This window comes from Streptomyces sp. P9-2 (assembly GCF_051903975.1).
GTDB classification, from domain to species: domain Bacteria; phylum Actinomycetota; class Actinomycetes; order Streptomycetales; family Streptomycetaceae; genus Streptomyces; species Streptomyces cellulosae.
Genome location: NZ_CP192633.1, coordinates 5,849,498 through 5,868,538 on the forward strand (window position 1 = coordinate 5,849,498; position 19,041 = coordinate 5,868,538).

Genomic DNA, 19,041 nt, shown 5'->3' on the forward strand with positions numbered 1-19,041 from the left:
CCGCCCCGAAGGGACCTCCGTGACCATCGACTACGCCGCCCTCCCCGACGACTTCCTGTGGGGCACGGCCACCTCGGCCTACCAGATCGAGGGCGCCGTGGCGGAGGACGGCCGTTCTCCGTCGATCTGGGACACCTTCTCGCACACCCCCGGCCGCATCGACAACGACGACCACGGCGACGTGGCCTGCGACCACTACCACCGCTGGCGCGAGGACATCGCCCTGATGAGCCGCCTCGGCGCCAACGCCTACCGGCTGTCCGCCGCCTGGCCGCGTGTCGTGCCCGGCGGCGACGGCCCGGTCAACGCCAAGGGCCTCGCCTTCTACGACCGGCTCGTCGACGGGCTTCTCGAAGCCGGCATCACCCCGTCCGTCACTCTCTACCACTGGGACCTGCCCCAGACCCTCCAGGACCGCGGCGGCTGGCCCGAGCGCGACACCGCCGAGCACTTCGCCGCCTACGCCTCCGCCGTCGCCGAACGCCTCGGCGACCGCGTCCACCACTGGGCCACCCTCAACGAACCCCTGTGCTCCGCCTGGATCGGTCACCTCGAGGGCAAGATGGCCCCCGGCTGGACCGACCTGACGGCCGCCGTCCGCGCCTCCTACCACCTGCTCCTCGCCCACGGCCTCGCCGCCCGCGCCATCCGCGCCGCCGCCCCCGACGCCCAGGTCGGCATCGTCAACAACCTCTCCACCATCCACCCGGCGAGCGACAGCGCCCAGGACCGCGCCGCCGCCGTCCGCATGGACGGCCACACCAACCGCTGGTGGCTCGACCCGATCCACGGCCGCGGCTTTCCCGCCGACATGCGCGAGGTCTACGGCGTCGACCTCCCCGAACGGCCCGGCGACCTCGAGACCATCGCGGCCCCGCTCGACTGGCTCGGCCTGAACTATTACTTCCCGCAGGTGGTCGCCACCGACCCGGACGGACCCGCCCCCTACGCCGCGGCCGTCCGCCGCGACGGCGTGCCGCGCACCGGCATGGACTGGGAGATCGACCCGACCGGCATCGAGGACCTCCTGTTGCGTCTCACCGACGAGTACGGCGCCCGCAGGCTCTACGTCACCGAGAACGGCTCCGCGTTCCCCGACGTTGTCCGTCCCGACGGCACGGTCGACGACCCCGAGCGCCAGGACTACCTGACCCGGCACATCGCCGCCTGCGCCTCCGCCGCCCGCAAGGGCGCGCCGCTGGCCGGCTACTTCGCCTGGTCCCTGCTCGACAACTTCGAGTGGGCGTACGGCTACGACAAGCGCTTCGGGCTGGTCCACGTCGACTACGCCACGCAGGCGCGCACGATCAAGGGGTCGGGGCACCGGTACGCGGACATCATCCGGGGGCATGGGGAGCGGGTGCGGAAGGCGGCGTGAGCGTGTGGCGCCGGCTGGTACGGCGCCGGCGGGCGCGGGTAGGGTCCCGTGCCCGTCGGCGGCCGCGGGTCAGGCGTCGCTGTTGAGCAGGGCGGCCGTGAGAACGTGACCGCCTACGCCCCAGCCTCCGTCGGCGACCTCGTCGACGAGCACCACGGTGGTGGCGCGGGCGCGCTCACCGTAGATCTCCGCGTAGAGATCGGTGGTGCGCTCGACGATCTTCTTCTTGTCGTCGGGGCCGAGGGTGTCCGCGGGGACCTTGAAGTGGGCGAAAGGCATGAGTGGTACTCCTTGAGAGCTCTGTAGGAAGCGGCGGACGCGATACGGGCACCGTAGGGACGTCTCCCAGGTGGCCGGCACGTCCCGGGTGACCGGCAGGGCGACCGGCGGGAGGCTCAGACCATTCCGCCGTTGGCCCGCAGGACCTGGCCGTTCACCCAGTGCCCCGCCGGGCTGGTGAGGAAGGCGGCGACCCGGGCGATGTCCTCCGGGGTGCCCAGCCGCTCCAGCGGCGGGGTCTTCGCGAGCCGGTCGATCTCCTCCGGCGTCTTGCCGTCGAGGAACAGGTCGGTGGCCGTGGGGCCGGGGGCTACGGTGTTCACCGTGATGTCCCGGCCGCGCAGCTCGCGGGCGAGGATCAGGGTCATCGACTCGACGGCGGCCTTGCCCGCCACGTACGCGCCGTAGGCGGGGAACTGTGCTCCGACCACGGAGGTCGACACGCCCAGGAAGGACCCGCCGGGCCGCAGTCGCCGCGCGGCCTGCTGGGCCACCACGAAGGCGCCGCGGATGTTGGTGCGGTGCGTCGCGTCGAGGGCGGCCAGATCGAGGTCGGCGATGGGCGACAGGACGAGGCGGCCGACGGCGTTCACCACGACGTCCACGCCGCCGAACTCCCGCTCCGCCCGGTCGAACAGTGCGGCGACCGCGTGCTCGTCCGCCACGTCCGCCCGTGCGGCGATCGCCCTCCCGCCGTCGGAGGTGATCGCCTTCACGGTCTCCTCGGCCGAGGCCACGTCCCTGGTGTAGTTCACCACCACCGCCAAACCGTCGCGGGCCAGCTGGAGCGACACCGCGCGGCCGATGCCACGCGATCCGCCGGTGACGAGGGCAACCCGCTCGGGGTCCGGTGTGAGGAGACTGTCATTCGTAGTCATGCCTCCACGGTGCGCGGTCCCGGCCCGCACAACCAGGGGATGCCATCCCCTGGGGCGGCGCCCCGGCCGGACACAGAATGGTGCACATGGGTTCTGCGAAGTACACCGAGCTCGGGACGTTCCTGCGGTCGCGGCGAAGCCGCATCTGGCCGGCCGACGTGGGTCTCCCTGCCGGGCCGCGGCGCCGGGTGCCCGGGCTGCGCCGGGAGGAGGTGGCGCAGCTCGCCGGGGCATCGGTGGACTACTACAACGAGCTCGAACGCGGGGCGGGCTCCCAGCCCTCCGAACAGATGATCGCCGCTCTGGCCCGGGCACTGCGGCTGACCGCCGACGAGCGCGACAACCTCTACCGCTTGGCGGACCGCCCCATCCCCGCCCCGGGCACCGCGGCCTCGCACGTCCATCCCGGCATGCTCGACCTGCTCCAGCGGATGCCGTCCACTCCCGCGCAGGTCATCACCGACCTCCACGTCACGCTGGTGCAGAATCCGCGCGCGGTGGCGTTGCTCGGCGACCAGTCGGGATTTCGGGGGCCCCGCGCGAGCTTCGTCCACCGGTGGTTCACCGAGCCCGAAGCGCGCCTGCTCTACCCGGAGGCCGACCACGCGACCCAGTCGCGGGCGTTCGTCGCGGACCTTCGCGCGGCCGCTGCCCGCAGGGACGCCAAGGACACCGAGGCCGCCTCGATGATCCGCACCCTGCTTCGGGTCTCGCCAGAGTTCGCCGCCCTCTGGGCCGACCACGACGTGGCGTTCCGCCGCGACGACCGCAAGCGGATCCGCCACCCCGCCCTCGGGGTCGTCGAGGTCAACTGCCTCAACCTGTTCAGCGAGGACGGCCGACAGCGCCTGCTGTGGTTCACCCCGGCCCTGGGCACCGACAGCGCGGACCTGCTCGATCTGCTCGCGGTCCTCGGCACGCAGGACGTCGTTGAGTCCGGCTCGTAAGGGGGCCTGGCCGATGGGTAGCGTTCCCGCAAGTCCGGCCCTGCAGCATGCGTCAAGGCCGGCCCGCCGGGACGTGCACAGACGCCGTTCCTCGGTCGGGGGCACTGCACCGCTCCCGGTGGTGCCGGGTAACCTCGTCCCCGTCGTCAACGCGGCCCGACGGGCTTCCGCTCCACCCCCGTGGAGTTTCGAAGGACATGCCCCCACCCGCACGAGTCACTTCGTGCTGCCTGGGGGGAAGTTCTTGCTGTTCCGCGCGTCCGCGAAAACGGTCGCCGTCATGGCGTTCGACGGTTCGCTGTTCCTGCACCTCACCGACCAGTTCGTCCACATGCACGGCTACCGGCCCGGCACCTCGGAGGCGCGCTCCTGGGAGCGCAGCATTCCCGTCCTGGCCGCCGCGCTCAACGACGCGGGCCTGGGCGACGTGGAAATGATGTTGGAGTATGCCCTCCCGCTGAACAGCAAGCGTGCCGACGTCGTCCTCGCGGGCGTGCACCCCTCCACCGGGGAGCCGTCGTATGTCGTGGTGGAACTGAAGCAGTGGAGCGAGGTCGTGCCCCACGAGGACGATCCCACGCTGTGCCACGTCGAGCGCTACGCCCACCCCGTCCTCAACCCCATCGAGCAGGTCCGCCGCTACTGTGACTACCTGGTCAACTTCAACGGAGCGGTCGCCGAACACGGGCACAGGGTCAGCGGAGTGGCGTTCCTGCACAATGCCACCGAGTTCGGTGTCGCTGGCCTGCGGGAGATCGAGCGCGACGGCCGGGGACTGTTGTTCACGGGGCAACGGCGCGGCGAATTCCTCGACCACCTCCGTGCGAAGCTGAGCGACAGGCATTCCGGTGCCCGGGCGGCGGACGAACTGCTCTCGGGCGCCACGGTGCCGTCGAAGCAACTCATGTCAGTGGCCGCCGAGGAGGTGCGCGAACGCCAGCAGTTCGTGCTCCTCGACGAGCAGCAAGTCGCCTACCGCATGGTGCTCAATGCGGTGGAGAAGGCTAAGCGCGCCGACCGCAAGGAGATCGTCGTCGTGACCGGCGGCCCGGGCACCGGCAAGAGCGTGATTGCTCTCCAAGTGCTCGGCGAGCTGTACCGCCGGGGGATGCCAGCCCTGCACGCCACCGGCTCTCAGTCGTTCACCAAGACGATGAGGAAGGTCGCCGGCTCCCGCAAGCGGGAGGTGCAGGACCTCTTCAAGTACTTCAACAGCTTCATGACCACCGAGAAGAACAGCCTGGACGTCCTGGTCTGCGACGAGGCCCACCGCATCCGGGAGACGTCGGCGAACCGCTACACGCGTGCCGAGCACCGGACCGGCAAGGCCCAGATCGACGAACTCATCGACGTCGCCCACGTTCCTGTCTTCCTGCTGGACGAGCACCAGGTGGTACGGCCGGGCGAGATGGGCACTGTCGCCGACATCAAGGCGGCAGCGGCCAAACGGGACATCCCCTGCCACGTCGTTCCGCTGGAGAGCCAGTTCCGCTGCGGTGGCAGCGACGCTTACCTGCGCTGGGTCGTCCGGCTTCTCGACCTCGAACCCGGCGGGCCGGTCGTCTGGGAGCCCGACGACCGCATGCAACTGCTGGTCGCCGACAGCCCGCAGGAGATGGAAGCGTTCCTCGAGGCCCGGCGGGCGGAGGGCTACGGCGCCCGCATGTCCGCCGGCTACTGCTGGCGTTGGTCCCCGGAACCGAAGCCAGGTCACCCGCTCCCGCTGGACGTCGTCATCGGTGACTGGGCCCGTCCCTGGAACCTGCGCGGCGACCGCTCGGTCTCGGGTGCGCCCCCGGCGGCGCTGTGGGCCACCGACCCCGCCGGTTTCGGGCAGGTCGGTTGCGTCTACACCGCGCAGGGCTTCGAATACGACTGGTCCGGCGTCATCATCGGCCCCGACCTGCTGTGGCGCGGCGACCGCTGGGTCACAAACCGTACCGCCTCCAAGGACCCGGTCTTCAAGAAGTCCACCCCGGACGCCGACGTGGACCGCCTGATCCGCAACACCTACAAGGTGCTGCTGACCCGGGGCATGGTCGGCACGATGGTGTACTCGACGGACCCGGAGACGCGCGAGAAGCTGCGGGAGTTGGCGGGCGGCCGACTGGATCAGCACGTTGCCACGGTCTGAGCTGGGACCCGCCTACGCCACGGGGAACGTGATCCGGCCATGATGGCTACGCTTCGCGTCGCCCACCGCCGCATCGTCGTCCGTAGGGCGGCTGGTCTCCCTAAGATCCCGAGTACTGCTTGCGGCCCGACGGGCTTCTTCACGAGGACATGCCCCCACCCGCACGATCACTCGTGCTCTGGGGGACCCACCTCGTGTCCATGCTCCTGCTGCGGCTGGCAGCACAGGATCTGCTGACCTTGAACTCAAGGCGCCGTATGGTGCCGCACTTGGCCGCTCGATGGCGGCACTTCCGAGGCGCCGACGCATCGCTGTCGGAACGGTCCGCGTGGGCCGAGAGCCTCGTGCACCTCGCGGAGGACCTGGTCGCCGCCGGCCGCGGAAACGTGGAGATGATCGTCGAGTGCGCCGCCACCCTCGACGAGGCCGACCGCCCCGGCGGCCCCAGGCTCATCGACGTCGTTCTCGTGGGCCATCACCCCGACGACAGGCGGCTGTCCGTCCAACTGGTCGAGCTGAAGCGCTGGTCGACGGTGACCAGGGTGGAGCGAGCCACCGCGGAACTGGTCCACGTACCGGGGATGGGCAGGAAGAAGCACCCCGCGCTGCAGTTGCGCGAGTATTACGAGGCGTTCACGGGCGGCAGGGGACCGCTGCACGGAATGGACTTCGAATGCGGCGGGTTCGCCTACCTGCACAACGCCACCGACGCTTCCGTCCGGCCCCTGGTCGACGTGGACGCTCCGACCGGCTACTACGCCGTCGTCTACACGAACGACCGGCGCGAGCAGCTGATTTCCGACCTCCGTGAGCACTTCGCCGACGAAGGGGGCGCTTCCGCGGCCGAGATAATGCTGCAGAACATGGGCTTACGCAATACACCTCTGCTCGACGCCATGATCCGCTCCCGCGGGGAGGACACGGTCTTCACCTTGCGCGGTCGGCAGAAGAAGGTCGCCGAGCAGATCCTGGACACCGCGGCCAAGATTCTCCCTGATCCGCAGCGCCCCGCCCTCCTGTCGGACGAGCGGCGCGTGACCTTCCTGGTGACCGGCGGTGCCGGTACGGGGAAGAGCGCCATCGGCCTCCAGATCAAGGCGGAGCTGGAGGCGGGCGGCCACACGGTCAAGTACGCCAGCGGCAGCCGGGCCTTCAACGGCGCGATCCAGGAGCACGTCGGGTACGGGAACCGGGAGTTCCGGGAGAGCTTCACCTACTTCAGCAACTTCGTCACCCCTCCGGACCCGCCCCTGGACGTGCTGATCTGCGACGAGGCGCACCGCCTGCGGGAACGCTCGACCAACCGCTTCTGGAAACCCGAACACCAGGGCACCAAGCCCCAGGTCGACGAACTCCTCGACGCGTCCCGTCTGACCGTGTTCTTCCTCGACGAGGGCCAGACCGTGCGACCTCACGAGGTCGGCACCGTCGAACTGATCGAGGACGCGGCGCAGCGGTACGACGCCACTCTTGTCAGGTACGAGCTCCGGGAACAGTTCCGTTGCGGAGGCAGCGACGCCTACATCCGCTGGGTGCGGGCCATGCTCGGGGTGACGGACGGGGAGCCGGAGCAGTGGACGCCGGACGGCTTGATGCACGTCGAGGTGGCGGACAGCCCGGAGGAACTTGAACGGATCATCCGCACCGAGGCGCTCGCCGGAGCGTCCGCCCGCCTCGTCGCGGGGTACTGCTGGCCGTGGACGAAGCCGATCGGCAAGGAGAGGAGGCTGGAGGCCGACGTGCGGATCGGGGGCTGGCACAGGCCCTGGAACGCGGACAGCGACGCCTTCTGCGAGGACGGGGTGCCGCCGTGCAGGATCTGGGCCGTGCACGAGAAGGGGCTTGATCAGATCGGCTGCGTGTACACGTCCCAGGGCCTCGAGTGGGACTGGTGTGGCGTGATCATGGGTGAGGACATGGTGCGCCGGGGCAATCGGTGGGTGTTCCGTCGCGGCAAGGAGCGGAAGGACCCGGAGTCGGGCGTCAAACGCGTCGCCGTTCCGGGTTCGTTCGACCCCAAGGTGAAGGCCGGAAGCGTCGACGACGAGGAGTTCGCCCGGCTGGTCCGCCACGCCTACCACGTGCTGATGACCCGGGCGAGCCGGGCGACGGTGCTCTACTCCACGGACGAGGAAACCCGGAACTATTTGAAGGAACTGGTAGGCGAGGCCCAGGTCCACGGGTTGCGCCCCACCTGGGAGAACCTGCCGGAGGAGGCACGCGTGCCGCACCTGCCCCGGCCGCGTCGCGGGCGGGGTTCCCGAAGGAGGCGGCAGAGCACGGGCCCGCACTCGCCCGAGCTTTACCTGTTCTGACGCGCGCCGCCTGCATGCGGAGTGGCGGGCTCTCCGGGCCCGCCACAGGCCTGCTCAGAGGAACAGGCGCGCTGCCGCCACCAGGGCCGTCACCACGAGCTGGGTGACGACACCCGCGGCGACGTCGACCAGGATCTCGCGAAGCCGGTGACGACGTGCAGGCTTGTACTCAACGGGGTTCATGGATGTCCACTCCTTGGCGTGACCTGGGAATGGCGGGACCGCCCTTCCGGGCATCCGCGGTCACGCCGCGTGCGACACACAGCGGAAACCACTCGTCAGTCACAGCCGGGAACCGGCATCCGAAACACCGCCGACGTACCCTCCGGGAAGGTGCGCAGCGAGATCAACGGTAGTGGACCATCAATACGAGATCACGCCTTTTCAGCCACTGCCGGGATGGGGTTGGCGAGCGGTTCCCGGCTCGGCTGCGGCCGAGCCGGGGCTTGGGTTTGACAGCCCTTCGGGAGAGCCTGCGCGCCGCGCACCGGCGTTGCATCACGAGTCCTCGTCGTCGTTCTCCGCATCGTTGATGAGGGGAGCGAGGAGAGGGTGGACTCTGAAGCCGGACGTGCGGCCCGGACCGTTCTTGTACTCAGCCGTGAGAACAGGAACCGCTGAGTCCGGGATCAGCCCTTGCTTCTGCAGCTTGCGGCTGATCCGAGTGATCGGCTTGGTGAAGCCTCTTAGCGTTCGATCGTCGTCGTAGTCACAGAGGTCGTAGACCGCTTCCGGTTCCGCATGACCGCCCATGGCTGCCGCGTAGCGGATGACCTCCACACGGTTGGTGTAACCCTCGTACTCCAGCCCGTGGAACAGAGCCTCGAGGGCCTCGACGGTCCATCCGCCATAGGTGACGCCTGCTTCAATGCGCTCGACTCGCGCGATGTCCTCGACGGAACCAGCCTGAAGACTGAGTCGCAGTACGGGGGCGGCGACTTCCAGGAACTGCTTCGGCGACAGCAGGTAAAGGCGGCCTCCGCCACGTGCCCGTAGCTCCGCCGTCAACTCCGGTCGCGGGCCCCGGTTGTGGCCCCGCTCCTTGCGCCACCAGTCTTCTTTCGCGTCCGCGGTCACGAACAGGACATCGCACTGGCGGCGGGATGCCTCTCGCAGTAACTGTTCCCAGACGAAGAAGTCACCGACCGCCCCGTTGCCGTCCTTCTTGGCGTCCATGTAGCCGGGTGGCACGCGCTGGTCGACACGCTTCTGACCTAACGCGGTCAACGCGGCGCGGTCCTCCGGGGAGAAGGAAGGCCCCACCCTGCCGGTCAGTGCCGGCTCCAGCTTGGCGATCACCGGATCGGTACTCGTGTCGTGACCGATGTGCTGCCACTCGCCCTCACCAACCTCATTGATCTTCTTTCGGACTTCTTCGAAGACCTCGCTCAACCGATCGTGGAGGTCTTCGAAGTCGTCATCGCTCAAAGCGACCCGGTTGGCCCAGGTGCGCAGCGTTTGTACCGCTTGCACCGAGTGACCGCTCATCTCCTGGGCGGCCTTGGCGCTGGTCGACCGTGCCTCGGAGATGGTGGTCTCCCGGTTCCGCCAGAACTCCACCAGGACCTGGTGGGGAATCCATAAACGATCACCCAGGGCGCCGAGCGCCGTCAGAAGATCGGCACGGGCCTGCTCGGTGTAGCGGTAGAGATTAAGCAGGACGTTGGCGTCCGGGGTGACAAGGCCATTCGTCAGCACCGAGCCGAAATCCGCAGTCGTCGGAGTGCGGAAGGCTCCGAAGTCGTCGAACAGTCCGCGGACGTTCGTGTCGGTCTCGGTGGTGTTCGTCATTGTTCCCCCCGGTTGCTGCCCACGTCGGCTTGCCCACGTGCCTGGCGGTGACCCTAGTGTTTCTCCGGTAGGAAGGAATGGCGGATGGCGGAACTCGTACACGTCGGGACGTCGACCGGTTCCCGCGGCGCGGGGGCGATGGCCAGAACCCGGGAGTGACGACTGCGTGGGGGTCGTGCGGACGCTCCACTTCGTGCGCGTCCACGACAGAGGAGGGCGGCGCCGTGCTCAACTCGCGCAACCCGACCTAACTGGAGCGCTCTAGGCGATATGTCGATATATGGCCCGCGTTGTTGCCGTACGTCTGTGTGAAGCGTGGCGTCCCATTGTGATCACGCGAGCCCTATGTCCTATAGTCCCGTCCTTCACCGCGTCTTTTCATGCCACGGGCAACCACTAGGATCTGCCCGAGGACCTGACCATGGGGAACGGCGGTCCTCGAAGGACACGAGAAGCGGGGAACAGGCATGCGGGAAGGCCGGTGGGTCACGGTCACCGAGTCCGAGTTCGAGCACGAACGCCGCGGCCTGGAGGCGATCCGCCAGAAGCTGCCGGACTCCGATCCCTGGCGGGCCTGGTCGAACTTCACCTTCACCGCGAACACCGGCCACGTCCGCGAGGTCGACCTGCTGGTCGTCGCCCCCGGCGGCCTGTGCATGATCGAGCTGAAGGACTGGCACGGTTCGGTCACCTCCGAGAACGGCACCTGGGTCCAGACCACCCCCGGCGGCTACCGCCGCACCCACGGCAACCCGCTGCACCTGGTCAACCGCAAGGCCAAGGAGCTGGCCGGCCTACTGGCCCAGACCGGCGCCAGGCGGGTCTGGGTCGCCGAGGCGGTCTGCTTCACCGACAACAGCCTCCGCGTCCGGCTGCCCGCCCACGACCAGAACGGCGTCCACACCGTCGACGAGCTGGTCGACATGCTCAGGCAGCCCCCGCGCGACGAGCGCCGCCGCGTCACCGCCATCGGCTCGCGTGAGGTCGCGGCGGCCCTGAAGAGCATCGGCATCCGAAAGAGCGACGCCCAGTACAAAGTCGGCCCCTACGAGCTGGAGCGGAAGTCCTTCGACTCCGGAGAGACCTGGGCGGACTACCTGGCCCGCCACAGTGACCTGCCCGAAGCCGCCCGCGTGCGGATCTACCTCAGCGAGCGCGGCTCCGACGCCTCCCTGCGGCAGTCCGTCGAGAACGCCGCCCGGCGTGAGGCCGCGGTGCTGGGCCGGTTCAAGCACCCCGGCGTCGTCCAGCTCAAGCAGTACTTCCCTTCCGGGCACGCCGCCGGCCCCGCGCTGATCTTCGACTACCACCCGGACACCTTGAAGCTGGACGAGTACCTGGTCCGGTACGGCGAGAAGCTGGACATCCTCGGCCGGATGGCACTGGTGCGCCAGCTCGCCGAGACGATGCGCTCCGCGCACGCCAGCCGCATCCACCACCGCGCGCTCGCCGCCCGCTCCGTCCACGTCGTCCCCCGCCCGCGCGGCCGGAAGGGCCAAGCCGTCGGGGAGGAGGCCGCCTGGCTGACCCCGCACCTGCAGATCTCCGACTGGCAGATCGCCACCCAGCGCAGCGGCGAATCCTCCCAGGGCCAGGGCATGACCCGGTTCGCGCCGACCGCCCTGTCCGCCCTGCACCTGTCCCACGACGCCGACGCCTACCTCGCGCCGGAACTCACCGCCCTCAACCCCGACCCGGTCCACCTCGACGTGTACGGGCTCGGCGTCCTCACCTACCTGCTGGTCACCGGCAAGGCCCCGGCCGCCGGCCAGGCCGAACTGCTGGCCCGCCTGGAGGCGGGCGAGGGCCTGCGCCCCAGCTCCCTGGTCGACGGCCTCTCCGAGGACGTGGACGACCTGGTCCAGGCCGCCACCGCCTACCGCCCCGGCCAGCGCCTCTCCAGCGTCGATGAGTTCCTGGAACTGCTGGAGGTCGTCGAGGACTCCCTCACCGCCCCCGCCGCGGCCCTCGACAGGCACGCCGAGGAGGAGACCGGGGAGAGCGCCGACAAGGACCCGCTGGAGGCCGTCGCCGGTGACGTGCTCGCCGGCCGGTGGGAGATCCGCCGCCGCCTCGGCACCGGCTCCACCAGCCGCGCCTTCCTCGTCCGCGACCTCGAGGCGGAGACCCGCAGGACGCGCCCGCTGGCCGTGCTGAAGGTCGCCCTGTCCGACAGCCGCGGCGAGATCCTCGTCCGCGAGGCCGAGGCCATGCGCCACCTGCGCCCCCACTCCGGCATCATCCGCCTCGTCGAACCCGAGCCGCTGCACATCGCCGGCCGCACCGTCCTGGCCCTGGAGTACGTCGGCGACGAACGCGACGACGCCGGTGAGGGCGCAGAGGGCGCATCCCGCCCGCGCCGCCGCGAGGAGACCGTCGCCCGCCAGCTCCGCGAGCACGGCCGTCTCCCGGTCGACCAGCTCGAGGCGTACGGCGACTACCTCTTCGGGGCCGTCGACTTCCTGGAGGGCGAGGGCGTCTGGCACCGGGACATCAAGCCCGACAACATCGCCGTCCGCATCCGCCCCAACCGCACCCGCGAACTGGTCCTCATCGACTTCTCGCTGGCCGGCTACCCGGCGAAGAACACCGACGCGGGCACCGACGGCTACCTCGACCCCTTCGTCGACGTCATCACGCGCGGCTCCTACGACTCCCACGCCGAGCGGTACGCCGTCGCCGTCACCCTGCACCAGATGGCCTCCGGCGAGCTGCCCAAGTGGGGCGACGGCAGCGTCCTGCCCCGCATGACCGACCCGAAGGAGTGGCCGTACCCGACCATCGCGGCCGAGGCCTTCGACCCGGCCGTGCGGGACGGGCTCGTCGCCTTCTTCCAGAAGGCCCTGCACCGCGACGCGGGCAAGCGGTTCCCCGAGCTGAAGCCTATGCGGGACGCCTGGCGCAAGGTCTTCCTCGACGCCTCGCAGACCGTCCCCTCCAGCCACCGCACCCGCCCCACGGCCCCCGCCGACGGGACCACGCCCGCCGAGGGCGCCGCCGCGGCGATCGCGGACGCCGAGCCGGAGACCGCCGAGCAGCAGCGCGACCGCCTCGCCGCTGAGGTCACCCGCGACACCCCGCTGACCGTCTCCGGCCTCACTCTCGCCGCCCAGTCCTTCCTCTACGGCCTGGGCCTCACGACGGTCGGCGACCTCCTCGACTACAGCCGCCGCAAGCTCGTCAACGCCCCCGGCCTCGGCGCCAAGACCCGCAACGAGGTCCAGCAGCGGCAGCGGGAATGGGGCGAGCGGCTGCGCGAGGCCCCCGTCTCCCCGCTCACGCCGAAGGGCCGGGCGGAGGCGAAGGAGGAGCTGGAGCAGCTCACCGCCGCCGAGTCCGCCCTCGTCGGGCAGCTCGCGACGGGCGAGTCGGCGGGCGCCCTGTCTGCCCGCACCCTGCGCTCCGTCAGCCTCGACACCCTCGCCACCGTCCTCGTGCCGGCCGTCAACAACAACGGCTCCAACCGCAACAAGGCGGAGATGGTGCGGCTGCTGCTGCGCCTGCCCGACGAGCACGGCGTCCTGCCCGACATCGGCGTCTGGCCGAAACAGAAGGACGTCGCCGACGCGCTCGGCCTCAGCCACGGCCGCATCCCGCAGATGCTCAAGGAGGAGCGCAAGCGCTGGAAGGCCGAGCCTGCCGTCCAGGCTCTGCGGGACGAGATCATCGACCTGCTGGCGAGCATGGGCCGTGTCGCCTCCGCTGTGGAGATCGCCGACGCCCTCGCCGTCCGCCGCGGCACCCACCTCGCCGGGCGCGAGCAGCGGCGCGCGATGGCGCTGGCGGCGGTGCGGGCCGTCGTCGAGGTCGAGCAACTGGTGCCGCAGGAGGCCGAGTTCCAGCACCAGCCGAACCGCAAGGCGACCGACGAGTCGCTGGGCGCCGGCCTGCTCGCCCTCGACGTCCGCGAGAACGACGCCCCGGACACCCCGACCGCGCCCGGCCTGCTCGACTACGCGACCCGCCTCGGCAAGACGGCCGACCGGCTTGCCCGGCTGGACACCCTGCCGACGGCCGCGACCGTCCTGGCCGAACTGGGCGCGCTGACGGTCCCGCCCGGCGCCGTCGACTGGGACGAGCGGCGCATGGTGGAACTGGCCGCCGCCGCTTCGGTGAACGCCGCCGCCACCCCACGCCTGGAGATCTACCCGCGCGACCTGTCCCTCGTCCGGGCGCTGCGGCTCACCCAGGCCGGGCTCGTCCGCTGGATCCCGGGCGTCCCGGAAGGCCGGCAGCCCGGGCTGACCGGCGAGGACGTGCACGAGCGGGTCCGCGTCCGCTTCCCCGAGCTGGTCGTCCCGGACGGACGCGGCGGCACGAACCACGAACTGCCGACCGGCGGCCCGCTCACCAAGGCGCTGCGCGACGCGGGCTTCGAGCTGTCGCTGAGCATGCGCGAGGACACGGGCACGCTGCGCTACTTGCCGACGCGGGTGGAGGACGCCTCCAGCTACCTCACGACGGGCGCATGGCGGCAGTCGACGCGCACGGGTGCGGTGACGCGGTATGCGGACGACCCGCAGCTCGCGGGCGCGGTGCGCGCGGAGGAACGGCTGCTCGCCTCGGCCCGTCGGGACGGGTACCGGGTGCTGACCGTACGGCAGCAGCTCGTGCGGGACGCGGTACGGGAGCTGAGCGCCGAGCGGCTGGGCGCGCGGGCGGTGTCGGTGACCGAGCTGTTCCTGGAGGCCCTGCACGGGCAGGTCACGCCGGGCACCAAGCCGACCTGGGAGACCCTGCTCAAGGCGGACGCCGCCGAGCCGGGCTCGAAGGGCGCGGTGCGGTTCGCGGAGTACGCGCGGACGGCGTGGGGCTCGGTCGAGCCCCGGATCGCCGAGCTGCTGGGCAACGGTGGCGGCGGTGGTGCGGGTCCGGTCCTGTTGACGGAGGCCGGGGTCTTCGCCCGGTACGACGCGATGGGCGTCCTGGACCGGCTGGCCTCGGCGGCCCGGCGGGGCGGGCGGGGGCTGTGGCTCCTGGTCCCGCAGAGTGACCCCTCTCGCGAGCCCCGGCTCGGGCAGGTGGCCGTGCCGTACCAGGCCGGCCTGGGGGAGTGGATCCAGCTTCCGGACACGTGGGTGGGCAACGCCCACCGCGGGTCCGGCGGAGTTGTGGCAAGTGGTGTCGAGGGAGACGCGAAGTGATCGACCGCAAGGCTCTGTTGGACGACCTGAAGCAGCAGGTCAAGGCGGTCGAGGCCGACCTCGGCAAGCAGGTGAAGGCCCTCGGTGAGGTCGGCGCGCGGCTGCGGGCCGAGTACGACCAGGCGCGCAAGCTGGGACGTACGGCGGCGACGTGGAACTCGTGGCTGGACGAGCGGGTCACGCAGGTCGCGGTGGCGTGGGTGCTGGGGACTGTCTTCGTGCGGTTCTGCGAGGACAACCGGCTGATCCCGGAGCCGTACCTGACGGGGCCGAACGGTGACCGGCGGGAGCTGGCGGAGGCGCGGTACGACGCGTACGTGGAGTCGGACGAGGATCCGACGTATCGGGGGTGGCTGGAGAAGGCGTTCGACGAGCTGGGGCAGGGTCAGGCGGGGCGACTTCTTTTCGGCAAGCGGCACAACCCGCTGTATCAGGTTCCGCTGTCGCACGACGGTGCGCGGGAGCTGGTCGAGTTCTGGCGCCAGCGGGACGAGGCGGGCGTTCTGGTCCATGACTTCACCGACCCGCTGAACGAGGACGGTACGGAGGGCTGGGACACGCGGTTCCTGGGCGACCTGTACCAGGACTTGAGCGAGGCTGCGCGGAAGACGTACGCGCTGTTGCAGACGCCGAAGTTCGTGGAGGAGTTCATCCTCGACCGGACGATGAACCCTGCGGTGCGGGAGTTCGGGTACGAGGGCCTGAAGATGATCGACCCTACGTGCGGGTCGGGGCACTTTGTGTTGGGGGCGTTTCGGCGGCTGGTACGGCTGTGGGCGGAAGGGCAGCCGGGGCGGGACGTGCACGAGCGGGTGCGGGAAGCGCTGGACTCGGTGCATGGTGTGGACGTTAACCCGTTCGCGGTGGCCATTGCTCGGTTCCGGCTGTTGGTTGCGGCGATGGCGGCGAGCGGCGTTCGGACGCTGGCGGAGGCGGCGAAGTACGAGTGGCCGATCCACCTGGCGGTGGGTGACTCGCTTATCAAAGCCCGGCAATTGGAGCTGACGCTGGGCGGGGACGAGGACGACCTCGACGACCCGCTGGCCTCGTTTGCATATGCCACGGAGGATGTTCACGAGCACCCAGGCATTCTGCAGCAGGGTCGCTACCACGTCGTGGTCGGCAACCCGCCGTACATCACGGTGAAGGACAAGAAGCTCAACGAACTGTACCGGGAATTGTACGACGCGTGCGCGGGTGCTTATGCGCTTTCAGTGCCGTTCGCGCAAAGGTTCTTCGAGTTGGCCAAGCGTGGCGGAGCTGATCACGGCGGGTATGGCAGGGTGGGGCAGATTACATCGAACTCTTTCACTAAGAGGGAGTTTGGTGCTCGGCTAATTGAAGAGTTTTTCAGCTATCGCGTCGAACTTACTGAAGTCATTGATACTTCGGGAGCTTACATTCCTGGCCACGGAACGCCCACCGTAATTTTGGTTGGCCGGAGCATGCCTGGTGCCGGTCGATCGCAGACTGTTCGCACGGTGCGCAGCGTCCAAGGTGAGCCTGCTGCGCCGAAGGATGGGGAGGCCGGGTTTGTCTGGGATGCGATTTTGGGGCAGATTGATGACCCGGGAACTATAAGTCAGTGGGTCTCAGTGGACGACCTTGATCGAGAAGGTCATTTCGGAAAACATCCGTGGATGCTTTCCGATGGAGGTCTAGAGGTAAACAAAAAGATCAATTCAGTGAGCCCTCAACGGCTTGCTGGTGTGATTGAAGTGATTGGCCGAACGACTCACACAGGATTGGACCCTGCCTACTTCCTCCCCGTTTCTTCGGCTGGAACCAGGGGTATGTCCAGGTGGTGTGCCCCAACGGTTCTGGGAGATGGGGTGCGTGATTACGCCATTAATGCGCCCGAGGTTGCATACCTGCCGTACAGTAGCCAGGGTGATCCCGTAGAGCCGGATCCGCTCGTGATGCCTTTTCTCTGGCCTAATCGAACCGTCCTGCGGAATCGAATCGATTTCGGTCAGACTCCCGAGCAGCGCGGTCTCCGATGGTTCGATCACAGTATGTTCTTTGCGAAGCGGCATCGGGCACGACTGTCCATTGCTTATGCGTTTGTGGCGACGCACAACCATTTCGTTCTTGATCGCAGCGAGAAGGTGTTTAATCGTTCCGCGCCTGTCATTAACTTGCCTGAGGGGGCGCATGAACAAGAGTACCTTCAGCTGCTCGGGGTGCTAAATAGCTCCATCGCGTGCTTTTGGATGAAGCAGGTCAACTACGGAGGGGGTGGTGATCCTGTCGGTGGTGACGGGGCACGGGTGAGCGCTCAGCCGTGGTCTGAGCGGTATCAATTCAACGCTGGCGTGATGCAAGAATTTCCGCTCCCTGCCGAGTACCCCACTGCGCTCGCCACGGCTCTGGACACCTTCGCCCAGCATCTCGCCTCCGCTAGCCCTGTAGCTGTCGCCACTGAGTCCAGTCCAACTGCCTCCACCCTCCGTGAAGCTCGTGTCGTCTGGGAAACCGCCCGCGCCCGCATGATCGCACTCCAGGAGGAGCTGGACTGGCAGGTCTACTCCCTCTACAACCTCCACCCCGAAGACCTCCGTGTCTCCGAGGACCCCGACGACCCCAACGTCCCCGAACTTGCCCTCGGCGAACGCGCCTTCGAGATCGTCCTTGCCCGTCGCGTAGCCGCAGGCGAGGCCAGCGGCGAGTGGTTCAAGCGGCACGACTCCACCCCCATCACAGAGATCCCCGCCCACTGGCCCGCTCCCTACCAGGAGACTGTGCAGAAGAGGATCGACGCCATTGAGTCGAACCGGGCCATCGGCATGATCGAGCGCCCTGAGTACAAGCGCCGTTGGGCCACCGAGGGCTGGGACGCCCTCCAGGACAAGGCCCTGCGCTCCTGGCTGCTGGACCGGATGGAGAAGCGCGACCTGTGGTTCGACGAGAACGGCCAGCCCACCATCCTCACCCTGGCCCGTCTCACCGATGCCCTCTCGCGCGACGAGGACTTCGTCTCCGTCGCCAAGCTCTACGCGCCCCGCAAAGAACTGGCGAAAGTCGTCGCCGAGCTGATCACCGACGAGCACGTGCCATTCCTCTCCGCCCTGCGCTACAAGCCCTCCGGGATGAAGAAGCGCGCCGACTGGGAAGAGGTCTGGGACCTCCAGCGCAAGGAGGACGCCGCGCCCGACGAGCCGGCCAAGCGGAAGATCCGGGACTCCATCCCCGTGCCGCCGAAGTACACCTCGGCCGACTTCCTCCGCTCCTCCTACTGGAAGGCGCGCGGCAAGCTGGACGTGCCCAAGGAGCGGTTCATCTCCTACGGGCAGACCAATGCCGCCACCCCCGAGCTGTACGGCTGGGCCGGCTGGGATCACCGCGAGCAGGCGCAGGCGCTGGCGACGTACTTCACCAACACCGCGCTGTCCAACGGGGAGATCACGCCCTTCCTCGCCGGCCTGCTGGAACTCCAGCCCTGGCTGTACCAGTGGCACAACGAGTTCGACATGCTCTACAGCGGCTCCCCGGCGGACTTCTTCGCCGGTTACCGCCAGCAGAAGCAGGGCGAGCATGGCCTCACGGACGACGATCTCCGTGGCTGGCGTCCTCCGGCTGCGACCCGAGGTCGTCGCGCAGCAGTGAAGCAGTAGCCAGGAGTAGCTCGACATCCGTCGGTCCAGGGGCCACCCGGTGCGTCAGCGGGTGGCCCTCTGTCCGTGCGTGCAGCTCCGCCCACACGGTCTTGCCTGGGGCGGCCTCGCGAGGGCTGACGCCCCAGTCGTCCGCGAGGGCGGCAACCAGAAGCAGGCCCCGGCCGGACTCGGACAGCGAGTCAGTTGCCGAAGGGCTGGCGACCGGGGGTTGTTTCTCAGCGCGGGTGTCGGTCACCTCGATACGGAAGGTGCCCTCGGTCAGGGTGAGCTGGACGTGGAAGTCCCGGCCGGGGACGTGGCCGTGGCGGACGGCGTTGGCGGTGAGTTCCGCCGTGATGAGGGTGAGCGCCTCGTTGACCGTGGTCGCGTACGGGTGGCCCCAGTCGTTCAGGCGGTGCGAGACGAGTCTGCGAGCGAGGCGGGCACCGCGCGGCGTTGACGTGAAGCGCATGATGAACTCGCGTTCGAGCGCGGGGTGCTGCTGCATATGCCCATATGGGGGAGTTGCTGACTTCATAGGGTCAACGGTGTCGGACTCTGCGTAGCGTTGACCAGGAG

The 19,041-nt window shown here is 69.1% G+C and carries 11 protein-coding genes; 6 read left to right on the plus strand and 5 right to left on the minus strand.

Annotated features, from left to right (window positions below; all coding sequences use genetic code 11):
• Positions 1 to 19 precede the first annotated feature (19 nt).
• Complete coding sequence (locus ACQY0Z_RS26510; protein WP_254585496.1) at positions 20 to 1,378, plus strand: GH1 family beta-glucosidase; 1,359 nt, start codon at positions 20 to 22, stop codon at positions 1,376 to 1,378.
• A gap of 69 nt (positions 1,379 to 1,447) precedes the next feature.
• Here ACQY0Z_RS26510 and ACQY0Z_RS26515 read toward each other — a convergent pair whose 3' ends face one another.
• Positions 1,448 to 1,657, minus strand: coding sequence for a tautomerase family protein (locus ACQY0Z_RS26515; RefSeq protein ID WP_254585495.1), 210 nt, complete (start codon positions 1,655 to 1,657; stop codon positions 1,448 to 1,450).
• A gap of 116 nt (positions 1,658 to 1,773) precedes the next feature.
• Positions 1,774 to 2,535, minus strand: a complete 762-nt coding sequence (locus tag ACQY0Z_RS26520; protein WP_254585494.1) for an SDR family oxidoreductase — start codon at positions 2,533 to 2,535, stop codon at positions 1,774 to 1,776.
• Positions 2,536 to 2,621: 86 nt separating this feature from the next.
• Here ACQY0Z_RS26520 and ACQY0Z_RS26525 point away from each other — a divergent pair, with 86 nt between their 5' ends.
• The 3 genes from ACQY0Z_RS26525 to ACQY0Z_RS26535 all read left to right on the plus strand — a co-directional run bounded on the left by ACQY0Z_RS26525 (position 2,622) and on the right by ACQY0Z_RS26535 (position 7,931).
• On the plus strand, positions 2,622 to 3,482 hold the full coding sequence (locus ACQY0Z_RS26525; RefSeq protein ID WP_254585493.1) for a helix-turn-helix transcriptional regulator: 861 nt from the start codon (positions 2,622 to 2,624) through the stop codon (positions 3,480 to 3,482).
• Between the two features lie 244 nt (positions 3,483 to 3,726).
• Positions 3,727 to 5,616, plus strand: a complete 1,890-nt coding sequence (locus ACQY0Z_RS26530; RefSeq protein WP_254585518.1) for a DNA/RNA helicase domain-containing protein — start codon at positions 3,727 to 3,729, stop codon at positions 5,614 to 5,616.
• Between the two features lie 260 nt (positions 5,617 to 5,876).
• The gene (locus ACQY0Z_RS26535) at positions 5,877 to 7,931 is read left to right on the plus strand and encodes a DUF2075 domain-containing protein (protein ID WP_337662759.1); all 2,055 of its coding nucleotides are present in this window, start codon (positions 5,877 to 5,879) and stop codon (positions 7,929 to 7,931) included.
• A 54-nt stretch (positions 7,932 to 7,985) separates the two neighbouring features.
• On the opposite strand, the gene ACQY0Z_RS26540 is transcribed toward ACQY0Z_RS26535, so the two are convergent.
• Together ACQY0Z_RS26540 and ACQY0Z_RS26545 are read right to left on the minus strand one after the other, a co-directional pair.
• Positions 7,986 to 8,114, minus strand: coding sequence for a DUF6408 family protein (locus ACQY0Z_RS26540; RefSeq protein ID WP_222436418.1), 129 nt, complete (start codon positions 8,112 to 8,114; stop codon positions 7,986 to 7,988).
• 315 nt (positions 8,115 to 8,429) lie between these two features.
• The gene (locus ACQY0Z_RS26545; RefSeq protein WP_254585492.1) at positions 8,430 to 9,722 is read right to left on the minus strand and encodes a PIN domain-containing protein; all 1,293 of its coding nucleotides are present in this window, start codon (positions 9,720 to 9,722) and stop codon (positions 8,430 to 8,432) included.
• A gap of 467 nt (positions 9,723 to 10,189) precedes the next feature.
• On the opposite strand from ACQY0Z_RS26545, the gene pglW reads away from it, so the two are divergent.
• Positions 10,190 to 14,866, plus strand: a complete 4,677-nt coding sequence (gene pglW / locus ACQY0Z_RS26550) for a BREX system serine/threonine kinase PglW (RefSeq protein WP_439812926.1) — start codon at positions 10,190 to 10,192, stop codon at positions 14,864 to 14,866.
• The gene (pglX, locus tag ACQY0Z_RS26555) at positions 14,863 to 18,480 is read left to right on the plus strand and encodes a BREX-2 system adenine-specific DNA-methyltransferase PglX (RefSeq protein WP_439812927.1); all 3,618 of its coding nucleotides are present in this window, start codon (positions 14,863 to 14,865) and stop codon (positions 18,478 to 18,480) included. Before pglW ends, pglX begins: the two co-directional genes overlap by 4 nt.
• Here the strand turns inward: pglX and ACQY0Z_RS26560 are convergent.
• Positions 18,407 to 18,970: an ATP-binding protein gene (locus tag ACQY0Z_RS26560; RefSeq protein ID WP_439812928.1), complete on the minus strand. Its 564-nt coding sequence runs from the start codon at positions 18,968 to 18,970 to the stop codon at positions 18,407 to 18,409. The two genes, pglX and ACQY0Z_RS26560, sit on opposite strands and share 74 nt — an antisense overlap.
• Positions 18,971 to 19,041 lie beyond the last annotated feature (71 nt).

What these genes read in the sequence shown, in the direction of transcription:
- ACQY0Z_RS26515 (WP_254585495.1), bottom strand. Translation starts at nt 1,657, where the DNA reads ATGCCTTTCGCCCACTTCAAGGTCCCCGCGGACACCCTCGGCCCCGAC.
- ACQY0Z_RS26520 (WP_254585494.1), bottom strand. Translation starts at nt 2,535, where the DNA reads ATGACTACGAATGACAGTCTCCTCACACCGGACCCCGAGCGGGTTGCC.
- ACQY0Z_RS26525 (WP_254585493.1), top strand. Translation starts at nt 2,622, where the DNA reads ATGGGTTCTGCGAAGTACACCGAGCTCGGGACGTTCCTGCGGTCGCGG.
- ACQY0Z_RS26540 (WP_222436418.1), bottom strand. Translation starts at nt 8,114, where the DNA reads ATGAACCCCGTTGAGTACAAGCCTGCACGTCGTCACCGGCTTCGCGAG.
- ACQY0Z_RS26545 (WP_254585492.1), bottom strand. Translation starts at nt 9,722, where the DNA reads ATGACGAACACCACCGAGACCGACACGAACGTCCGCGGACTGTTCGAC.
- pglW (WP_439812926.1), top strand. Translation starts at nt 10,190, where the DNA reads ATGCGGGAAGGCCGGTGGGTCACGGTCACCGAGTCCGAGTTCGAGCAC.
- ACQY0Z_RS26560 (WP_439812928.1), bottom strand. Translation starts at nt 18,970, where the DNA reads ATGCAGCAGCACCCCGCGCTCGAACGCGAGTTCATCATGCGCTTCACG.